Annotated in this window: 6 protein-coding genes; all 6 read right to left on the reverse strand. The window is 77.9% G+C overall.

Annotated elements, in window-relative coordinates:
* Positions 1–13: 13 nt before the first annotated feature.
* Genes ACFW1I_RS27390 through ACFW1I_RS27415 form a run of 6 tightly spaced genes read right to left on the reverse strand, consistent with a single transcriptional unit; the run spans position 14 to position 8,357 of the window.
* Positions 14–1,759, reverse strand: a complete 1,746-nt coding sequence (locus ACFW1I_RS27390) for an ABC transporter ATP-binding protein (RefSeq protein WP_384674834.1) — start codon at positions 1,757–1,759, stop codon at positions 14–16.
* The gene (locus tag ACFW1I_RS27395) at positions 1,756–3,498 is read right to left on the reverse strand and encodes an ABC transporter ATP-binding protein/permease (RefSeq protein WP_384674836.1); all 1,743 of its coding nucleotides are present in this window, start codon (positions 3,496–3,498) and stop codon (positions 1,756–1,758) included. Before ACFW1I_RS27395 ends, ACFW1I_RS27390 begins: the two co-directional genes overlap by 4 nt.
* The gene (locus ACFW1I_RS27400; protein WP_384674838.1) at positions 3,495–4,607 is read right to left on the reverse strand and encodes a SagB/ThcOx family dehydrogenase; all 1,113 of its coding nucleotides are present in this window, start codon (positions 4,605–4,607) and stop codon (positions 3,495–3,497) included. The genes ACFW1I_RS27395 and ACFW1I_RS27400 overlap by 4 nt, the downstream gene beginning before the upstream one ends.
* An 8-nt stretch (positions 4,608–4,615) precedes the next feature.
* On the reverse strand, positions 4,616–5,995 hold the full coding sequence (locus ACFW1I_RS27405; RefSeq protein WP_384674840.1) for a YcaO-like family protein: 1,380 nt from the start codon (positions 5,993–5,995) through the stop codon (positions 4,616–4,618).
* Positions 5,992–7,506 carry a CocE/NonD family hydrolase gene (locus ACFW1I_RS27410; RefSeq protein WP_384674842.1) on the reverse strand — a complete coding sequence of 505 codons (1,515 nt, stop codon included), beginning with the start codon at positions 7,504–7,506 and terminating at the stop codon, positions 5,992–5,994. The genes ACFW1I_RS27405 and ACFW1I_RS27410 overlap by 4 nt, the downstream gene beginning before the upstream one ends.
* Positions 7,503–8,357 (reverse strand): hypothetical protein, encoded by an 855-nt coding sequence (locus tag ACFW1I_RS27415; protein WP_384674844.1) that lies wholly within the window; start codon positions 8,355–8,357, stop codon positions 7,503–7,505. Before ACFW1I_RS27415 ends, ACFW1I_RS27410 begins: the two co-directional genes overlap by 4 nt.
* Between the last annotated feature and the right edge of the window lie 160 nt (positions 8,358–8,517).

Consider the following 8,517-nt stretch of genomic DNA (forward strand, 5'->3'; position numbering starts at 1 on the left):
GGCGGCGGCCGGGTCAGCGCCGGGCGAGGCTGCGGTTGAGGGCACTGTCGGGGCGGGCGGTCAGTTCCTCCCAGGTGCCCTCCTCCGCGACGCGGCCCGCTTCGAGGACGGCGATGCGGTCGGCCCTGCGGATGGTGGTGCGGCGGTGGGCGATGACGACGGTGGTGCGGCCGGGCTGGTGGAGCGCGTCGGCGAGCTCGGCGTCGCCGGTGTTGTCGAGGTGGGCGGTGGACTCGTCCAGGATCAGGACGCGCGGCCGGGCCAGCAGGGCGCGGGCGAGGGCGATGCGGGCCCGCTGACCGCCGGAGAGGGTGGCGCCGCGTTCGCCGACGACGGTGTCCATCGGGGCGATCCGGTCGACGCCGCAGCGGCGCGCGGTCTCGTCGAGGAGGGCATCGTCGGCGTCGGGGGCGGTGAGCCGGAGGTTCTCGGCGAGGGTGCCGTGGAAGAGGGGTGTCTCCTGGCCCACCAGGGCGACCGCCCGGCGGAGTTCGGCGTCGTCCAGCTCGCGCAGGTCCACGGGGTCGCCGTCGGCGGGGAGGAGCTGGGCCGCTCCTTCGGCGGGGTCCCAGAAGCGGGCCAGGAGGTGGGCGCAGGTGGACTTGCCGGCCCCGGAGGCTCCGACCAGGGCGAGGGTCCGCCCGGCGGGGACGGTCAGGTCGACGCCGTCGAGGACGGCCGCGCCGCCGTAGTCGAAGCGCACCCCGTGCAGCCGGATGCCGAGGGGGCCCGGGGGCAGCGGGCGGGGAGCGGTGGGCGGCGGGGCGAGGGCGGGGGCCTTGACGGCCGCTCCGACGCGGGAGGCGGCGGCGCGCAGGGAGACGGCCTGGCTCAGGGAGCGGGCGGCTTCCGCGACGGGGCCCAGGACGGCCAGGGCGAGTGCCATCGCCGCCGGCGCCCAGGCGCCGTGGAGCCGCCCGGAGGTCACGGAGTGGGCGGCCGTGGCCACCACGCCGAGGACGGCCGTCACGATGAGGAGGTCGCGGATCGCGGCGGCGACGGCTTCCGAGGTCGCCTCGGCCCGCTGGGCTTCGCCCAACTTCCGGCCGTGGTCGGCCAGTCGGCGGCGGCGGGCGGGGAGGGCGCCGAAGGCGAGCAGTTCGCGGAGTCCGTCGACGGTCTCCACGGTATCGGCCGAGAGCGCGGCGAGGGCGGCCCGGGTGCGGGCGCCCCGGGCCGCGCGTCCGCGGGCCTGGGCGAACGGGGCGGCGGCGAGCAGGGCCGCCGCCGGGAGCACGGCGGCGAGCAGCCGGGGCTCCACCGTGGCGAGGACCGCCGCACCGCCGGTGAAGACCGTGCCGGCCGCGAGGAGTTGGGCGGTGGTGTGGGCGTAGAAGAACTCCAGCGCCTCCACGTCGGCCATGGCGGTGGCGGCGAGGTCGCCGCTGCGCCGGCCGGCGACCCGGGCGGGTGCGCTGCGGGCGAGTCCGTCGAAGACGCGGACGCGGAGCGCGGCGAGGACCCGGTAGGCGAGGTCGTGGGAGAGGTCCATCTCGCGCCAGGTCATGAGGGTGCGGAGGAGGACGAGTGCGGCGAGGACGGCGACCGTGCCGGCCGTGGGGGCCCGGTCCTCGATGACGGCCGTGCCGACCGTGTGCGCCGCCAGGGTCAGGAGGGCGACGAGCGAGCCCTGTTCGAGGAGGGCGGCGGCGCAGGTGCGGGCCGTCGTCACGCGGTGGTCGGCGAGGGCGGGCAGCAGGGCGCGCAGGGCCCCTCGGTCGGGTGCGGTCGGCGCGGCGGGGTGCGTGGTGGTGTTCATGCGGCGAGGTCTTCCGGGTGGGTGCGGCCGGCCGCGACGAGTCGGGCGTAGACGCCGCCGGCCTCGACCAGGTGGGTGTGGTCGCCGGTGGCGTCGACGCGTCCCGCGTCGAGGACGACGATGTGGTCGGCGTGGCGGACGGCGGCGAGCCGGTGGGCGACGACCAGGACGGTCCGGTCGCCCGCGGCTTTGGTGATCTCGCGGACGATGTCCGCCTCGCGGCGTTCGTCGACCGAGCTGGTGGCCTCGTCGAGGACGAGGACCCTGGCGTCGGCGAGGAGCGCCCGGGCGAGGGCGAGGCGCTGGCGCTGGCCGCCGGAGAGGGTGGCGCCGCGTTCGCCGAGGACGGTGGCGTAGCCGTCGGGGAAGGCGGTGATCTCGTCGTGGACGCCGGCGGCGCGGGCCGCCGCGGTGAGGTCGTCGTCCGTGGCGTCCGGCCGGGCCGTGCGCAGGTTGTCGGCGATGCTGGCGTGGAAGAGGTAGGTGGTCTGGGAGACCACCGCGACGCCCTTGCGCAGGGCGTCCAGGGCGTACTCGGTGGTGGGGAGCCCGTCGAGGGTGATCCGGCCTTCTTGTGGGTCGTGGTGGCGCAGGAGGAGCGCGAGGAGGGTGGACTTGCCGGCGCCGGAGGGGCCGACGATCGCGGTCGTACGTCCTGCCGGGGCGGTGAAGGTGACGTCTTCCACGGCGGACGCGGCGGCACCGTCGTAGCCGAACCGGACGTTCTCGAAGCGGAGTTCCGGTGCCTTCGGCCAGTCGGCGGAGGTGGTGCCGGTGTCGTGGACGGCGGGTTCTGCGGTGCGCAGGGCGGCGATCCCGTCGGCGGCGGACGCCCCCAGGTATCCGGCGTGCCATTCGCGGGCGAGGTCGCGGACCGGCCGGAAGCATTCGGAGGCCAGGAGCAGCACCAGGTAGGTGCCGGTCGGCGTGGTGGAGCCGCCGACGGCCGACCAGCAGGCGAGGAGCGCGGCGGCGGCCGTGCCGCCCTGGATGGCGAGGTCGGTGATACCGGTCGTGACGAGGGAGACCCGGAGCTGGGCGACGGTCGACCGGTGCAGGGCCGCGGAGCGCTCCTCCAGGCGGGCGCGGGTGCGGCCGACGGCGCCGGCGGCACGCAGCGCGGGCATGCCCTGCAGGGCTTCCAGGTAGTCGGCGCCCAGCCGTTCGTACGTGTCCCAGTGCTCCTTGCCGCGGGCGGCGAGGAGCCGGTCCCAGGCCCGGGGGCCGAGGAGGGCGAGGAGCAGGGCGGGGACGAGGGCGAGCGGGGCCGCCGGTTCCACGGCGGCCGTGACCACGAGCAGGAGGGGCGGGACGGTGAGGGTGATGAGGAGTTGGGGCAGGTAGCGGGAGACGTACGCATCGACCCCCTCCACGCCGTCGACGAGCGTGGTGCGGACGGCTCCGGCGCGGGCGGTCGTCAGGTACGCGGGCCCCAGCCTGCCGAGCCGGACGAGGAGTTCGTCGCGCAGCGCCACCCGGACGGCGGCTCCGGCGCGGGTGGCGGTGTGCCGCTGGCGGGTGGTGACGGCGGCGCGGGCGGCGACGACGGCGAGGACGGCGGCGAGGAGCCAGCCGAGGCGTTCCGTCCGGCCGCGGGCGAGGTCGGCGAGGGCGAGGGCCAGCAGGACGGCCTGCGCCAGGTGGGTGAGGGTGACGGCGCCCTGCAGGAGGGTGGCGGCGAGCAGGGGGCGGCGGGCGCTGCGGGTGGCGCGTCGCAGCTCGGGGTGGACGACGGTCATGGGGTGTTCTCCTCGTCGGCGGGACGGGTGCCGAGGGCCAGTGCGTGGACGATCCAGTCCCTGCCGGGCGGTGCGCCGAGCGCGGCGCCGAGGTCCGCCCGCTGCCAGGAGCCGACGGGCCGGGCGGCCAGGCCGTGTCGCCCGGCGGTGAGGTGGGCCAGGTGGACCGCGTAGCCGGCCCGCAGGTGGGTACGGCGGATGTGCGGCGCGTCGGCGCCGGTGGGGCAGCCGTGGGCGAGCAGCACGGCGCCCGCGTCGGCGAGCCACGCCTGGCGGGCCGCCCAGACCGCGAGGGTGGGCCGGGCGTCCCCGGCGGCGGACCGGCGCAGCGCGCCGCCGTCGGGGGTCGCTTCCAGGAGGCCGGGCCGGGGGCCGCCCACGGCCGCGCACCAGCGCAGGTCGTCGCCGCCGGCGCGGGCGGCGGTCGCGAGGACGTCGAGGAGCGCGTCGGCGGGTGGGGTGCCGGGCAGGGGTGGCGGGTCGCTGCGGCGGGCCAGGAGTTCGGCGGGGGTGAAGCCCTCCGGCGGCAGGGGCTCGGGACCGGGCGGCGGTACGTGGACGGCGGCGAGCGCTCCCCCGCCGGCGCCGTGGCCGTCGAGGCTCGGCACGGGCTCGGCCGCGCCCGCCGCCCGGGCCGCGAGGTGCAGCGCGGCGGCGGCGTGCCCGGTGTCGAGGAGCAGGAGCGGCCGGGCGCGGTGGGCGTAGTGGGAGAGGGTGCGCTGTGCGGTGACGGAGAGTTCGGCGGTCGTGCCCGGGGGCGTCCCGTGGGGTGGCCCGCCGAGTCGGTGGACCCGGTGGCGCAGCGGGTCGTAGCCGTACCGTCCGGGCGGCAGGGAGCAGCCGTCCCCGACGACCAGCACGGTGTCCACCGGGTGCAGCGCGCCGGCCGAGGCGGTGGGGCGCAGGCGTCCCGAGCCGTCCGTGGCGGCGAGGGAGAGGCGCAGGAGGGCGTCCAGGTCGAGTTCGGCGGGGCCGGCTTGCGGGAGGGCGAGCGGCGGTCCGGGCCAGGCCGGGACGGTCGCTCCCGCCGGGGTGTCGGGCCCGGGTGGGTCCGCCGTGCGGGCGCGGGCGAGGGCGGCGGGGAGGTCGTCCGGGTCGGGGTGGTTCACGGCGGTCCTCACATGTGCGGCGGAGGTGCGAGCGTGAAGTCCTCCGGGCCGCTCGGCGCGCCGGTGCGCCAGCCGCGCCGGACGGCCGCGTCGGCGAGCCTCGGGCAGCCGAAGTAGCCGAAGGCGGCGGGCGCGTTGGGCAGCAGTCCGGAGACGAGGACCCGGGCGACGCGCAGCGAGGTCTCGGCCACGTCCTCGGTGGTCAGGTCGAAGGTCATGACGCGGTGGCCGCCGGAGTGGAGGGCGGTCACGAGCCGTTCGCGGCTGCCGGTCGCGATCGCGTCGACGGGCACGGTGCCGTGGGCGGGTTCGGTGAACCGCCGGGCCTCGGCGGCCATCCGGGGGTCGAGCCACACCTGGACGTGGGCGCCCAGGTCGCGTACGTGCTCGAACTGGTCGCCGCACACGTCGAGATAGCGGGTGTCGGCGCGGTGTTCCAGGTAGAGGCCGCGGGCGAGCAGGCCGAGGTCGACGGCCTGGAAGACCCAGCCGTCGGGGCCGGTGAGGCCCTGGGTGAAGACCCAGGTGTGGACCGCTTCGAGGACCGCCTTGCGGGCGGCCTCGGCCGGGTCGTACTTGCAGGCGAAGCCGGCCGCGTACAGGCCGAGGGCGGGGTCGTGGACGAGTGCGCCGACGCAGGGCGCGAACTCCGAGGGCATCTCGACGAGGTGGACGTCGAGGGCGGAGCCGGCGAGGTCGTTCAGGAGGCCGGGCACGCTGGCGGGGTCGATGCCGCGGGTCGGGCCGTCGAGGTGCCACCAGAGTTCGAGGGCGTCGCGTTCGACGATCTCCAGGAGGCCGCGCTCGAAGGCGTCGTCGAGTCCTTGGCCGGTGGCGATGCCCGCGTAGTTGAGGTGGTGGGTGCGGGGCAGTTCCCGCAGGTCGCCCTGGCGCCAGTTGAGGTGGGTGAGGGCGACGGGCGCCCACACCTCGGTGGTCGCGCCGTCGGGCAGGTGCTCGGTGCCGCGCGTCCAGAGGGAGGGGGTGTCGGGGGTGAGGCGCCGGTAGGGGAACTTCTCCCGTTCGTACTGCCACGGCGCGTACGCGGGGAGGTCGTCGGGGCCGTACGACCGCAGGCCCTTGTCGGCGAGTTCGGCGGCGGTGGCGCGCAGCGGGGCGTCGGGGTGGCCGGGCGGCGGGACGCGGTTGCCGCAGTACCGCTCGACGCCCTCGGCGATGGCGGCGACGCGGGCCTGTTCGGGGTCGCCGAAGGTGGTGCCGAGGGAGACCCGGTCGGCGGGCCACAGTCCGTGTCTGCGGGCGTCGGATATCTCGGCCGTGAGCGCGGTGTAGCGGGGTGGTGTGCCCGGGGGGTGTTCGACGGGCTTGACCTTGCGGACGAGGCCGCAGACGGGGTCGACGAGTGCTTCCAGCGGCAGCGGCGTCATCGCGGGATCTCCTTGGCGGGATCGGTGGTGGAGGGGGGACGGGCGGGGAGGGCGTGGAGGGTGAGCGTGACGCCGTCGGCGTCGACGTTCCGGCGGGAGGCGAGGAGCCGGGTGGCGGTGACGGGGTCGTCCCCGGTGTGGGGGTTGCGGGCGTGGGCGGGGAAGTGGTGTCCGGCGATCTCGACGCGGAGCCGCGTCCCCGCCGGCAGCCGGCGCGCGATCCGTCCCAGGTCGATGGTGAACTCGCCTTGGCTGCCCGCCGGTTCCTCGCGGCGCAGGACGCCGACGGCGAGGCGCTCGGCGGTGCCCTGCGGGGTGAGGGCGACCAGGCGGGCGGCCCAGTCGGCGGACGGGGTGTCGGCGGTGGCGCGCAGGCGTACGCGGACGGGCCCGACGGCGTCGAGCGGGCGCGGCAGCGGCGGTGTGGCGAGGAGGAGGCGGTCGGGTGCTCCCCCGGTGGGGACGGTGAGGTCGTCGGAGCGGACGGGGTGGTCGGGGTCGGCGGTGAAGGCGGCGCCGCGCAGCGGCCTCAGTCGTGGCGTGCGGGGTTGCGTGGCCGTGTCGGCGGGCAGCCAGTGGTCGCTGCCGCCGAGGGCGAGGGCTCCGTGGTGGCCGGGGGCGAGGTCGCCGGCCAGGGCGCGGCGGGCCCAGCGGACGTACAGGTCGCCGAGGTCCAGCCGGTGGGCGGGGCGGGCGTCGGGCCCGGGCGCGGTGACGAGCCCGTGTCCCCAGGGGCCCAGGAGCAGTCGCGCGGAGGGGCCGCCCCAGGTGCGCCACAGGGTGACGGTGTCCTCGGTGAAGTGGTCGTGGTGGCCTCCGACGGCGAGGAGGGGCACGTCGGCGTGGGCCGCGCGGGCGGTGAGCCGGCCGCGGTCGCGCCGCTGCCACAGCCCCGCCCAGGAGGGCAGGGGCCGGCCGAGCCGCCGGGGCAGGGTGGTCAGCGGCAGGTGGTCGAGCAGGTCGGGGTCCTCGGCGAGGGCCCTGGCGAGCGCGTGCTCGTCGGAATCCGGCCGGTCGCCGTGGGCGGCCCACCAGCCGGCGCGGGTCAGGAGCCCTTCCGGTCCGGTGGGTTCGCGCGCGGTGTCGGCGGCGCCGAGCGCGGGCACGGCGGCGATGACGGCGTCGGGGCGGGCGTCCTCGGGCGCTTCGAGGGCGAGGGTGACGGCGCAGTGGGCGGCGTAGGAGGCTCCGGCGGCGACGAGCCGTCCGTCGCTCCACGGTCGGTGGCGGATCCATCGGGCGGTCGCGGCCCCGTCGTCGGTCTCGTGCTCGTACGGCTGCCACGGGCCCGGGGAGGCGTGCCGGCCCCGGACGTCCTGGACGACGGCGGCGAAGCCGTGCCGGGCCCAGGCGCGCGCCTCGGCGAGGTGGCGGGTGCGGTCGTAGGGGGTGCGGATGAGGACGGTGGGGAAGGGGCCGGGGCCTTCGGGGAGGCGTACGTCGGTGAGGAGGCCGCCGACGCCGACCGTGTGGGCCGCTGCCACCGGGCCTCCGGTGGCTCCCGTGGTCACATGTCCCTCCTCGGCGCGGGGGCGATGGGGGGCACCGGGAGGACGGGGTGCTCGGTGACGGTCAGCGTGCGCAGGTCGACTTCGCGGAGGCGGCGGCGGGCCGGGAGGCCCGCGGTGTCCGGGGTGTCGGTGGCCCAGCGCCCGAGGTCGTCTGCGAGGAGGGCGGCGAGCAGCGCGGCGGCGGGGAGGGTGAGCCGGACCGGGGCGCCGGAGGTGCGGGGTCCGGTCCAGTAGGCGGCCAGCTCGCGGTGGGCGGGGGTGGCGGCGAGGCGGCGGGAGCGGACGTGGGCGGCGGTGACGTCTGCGGTGGTGGCGGCGAGCGGTTCGACGTACGCCTGCCAGCCCTCGCGGTGGCAGCGCAGCCAGGCGACGCCGTGGCCGGGGAGCCGGTCGGCGGTGTCCCAGAGCCCGTCGGGGACGGGTCCGTCGAGGCACCAGACGACGGCGGCGGGGTTCCCGTCGAGCAGGGCGTCGAGGTCCGGGGGCCGCGTCTCCGGGGTGTCGGGTGCGGGGGCCGTCCGGGGTGCGGCGCCGAGGGCGGTCAGGTGTGCGGCGAGGGGGCCGGTCAGGGCCGGGGCGCCGAGCAGGCGGATGTCGCGGCGGGCGGCGGGCCACCGGGGGGACGGGGGTTCGTCCGCGAGGTAGCCGGCGTCCTCGAAGGCCCGGACGACGCGCCGCAGTTCTTCGTCGTCGGGGGTGGCGCCGGCGCCGGTGAGCCGGGCGAGCAGGGCGCTCTCGTCGGCGTCGGGGGTCCTGACGCTGAGGAACTCTCCTGCGGGCGTGCGGACGGCGAGACCGCGGCTGGGCACGGCGACGACGTCGACACCGGGGACGAGCCGGCTGCGGGTCACGGCGATCTCCTGACGACGGGGGAAGGGGGCGGGTGGGGGTGGAACGGGCGTGGGGGGGCCCGCGCGCGCCCCCCCCGGCGCCCCCGCCCGGGGGGGCGGGGCGCCCCGGCTCGGACCCGGTGGGCCAGGAGGGGCGTGGAGACGAGGGGGTCGGAGTGGT

This window comes from Streptomyces sp. NPDC058955 (assembly GCF_042741435.1).
Lineage (GTDB): Bacteria > Actinomycetota > Actinomycetes > Streptomycetales > Streptomycetaceae > Streptomyces.

Excerpts from the sequence above, each read along its gene's own strand:
- ACFW1I_RS27390 (WP_384674834.1), bottom strand. The coding sequence starts at position 1,759 with ATGAACACCACCACGCACCCCGCCGCGCCGACCGCACCCGACCGAGGG.
- ACFW1I_RS27395 (WP_384674836.1), bottom strand. The coding sequence starts at position 3,498 with ATGACCGTCGTCCACCCCGAGCTGCGACGCGCCACCCGCAGCGCCCGC.
- ACFW1I_RS27405 (WP_384674840.1), bottom strand. The coding sequence starts at position 5,995 with ATGACGCCGCTGCCGCTGGAAGCACTCGTCGACCCCGTCTGCGGCCTC.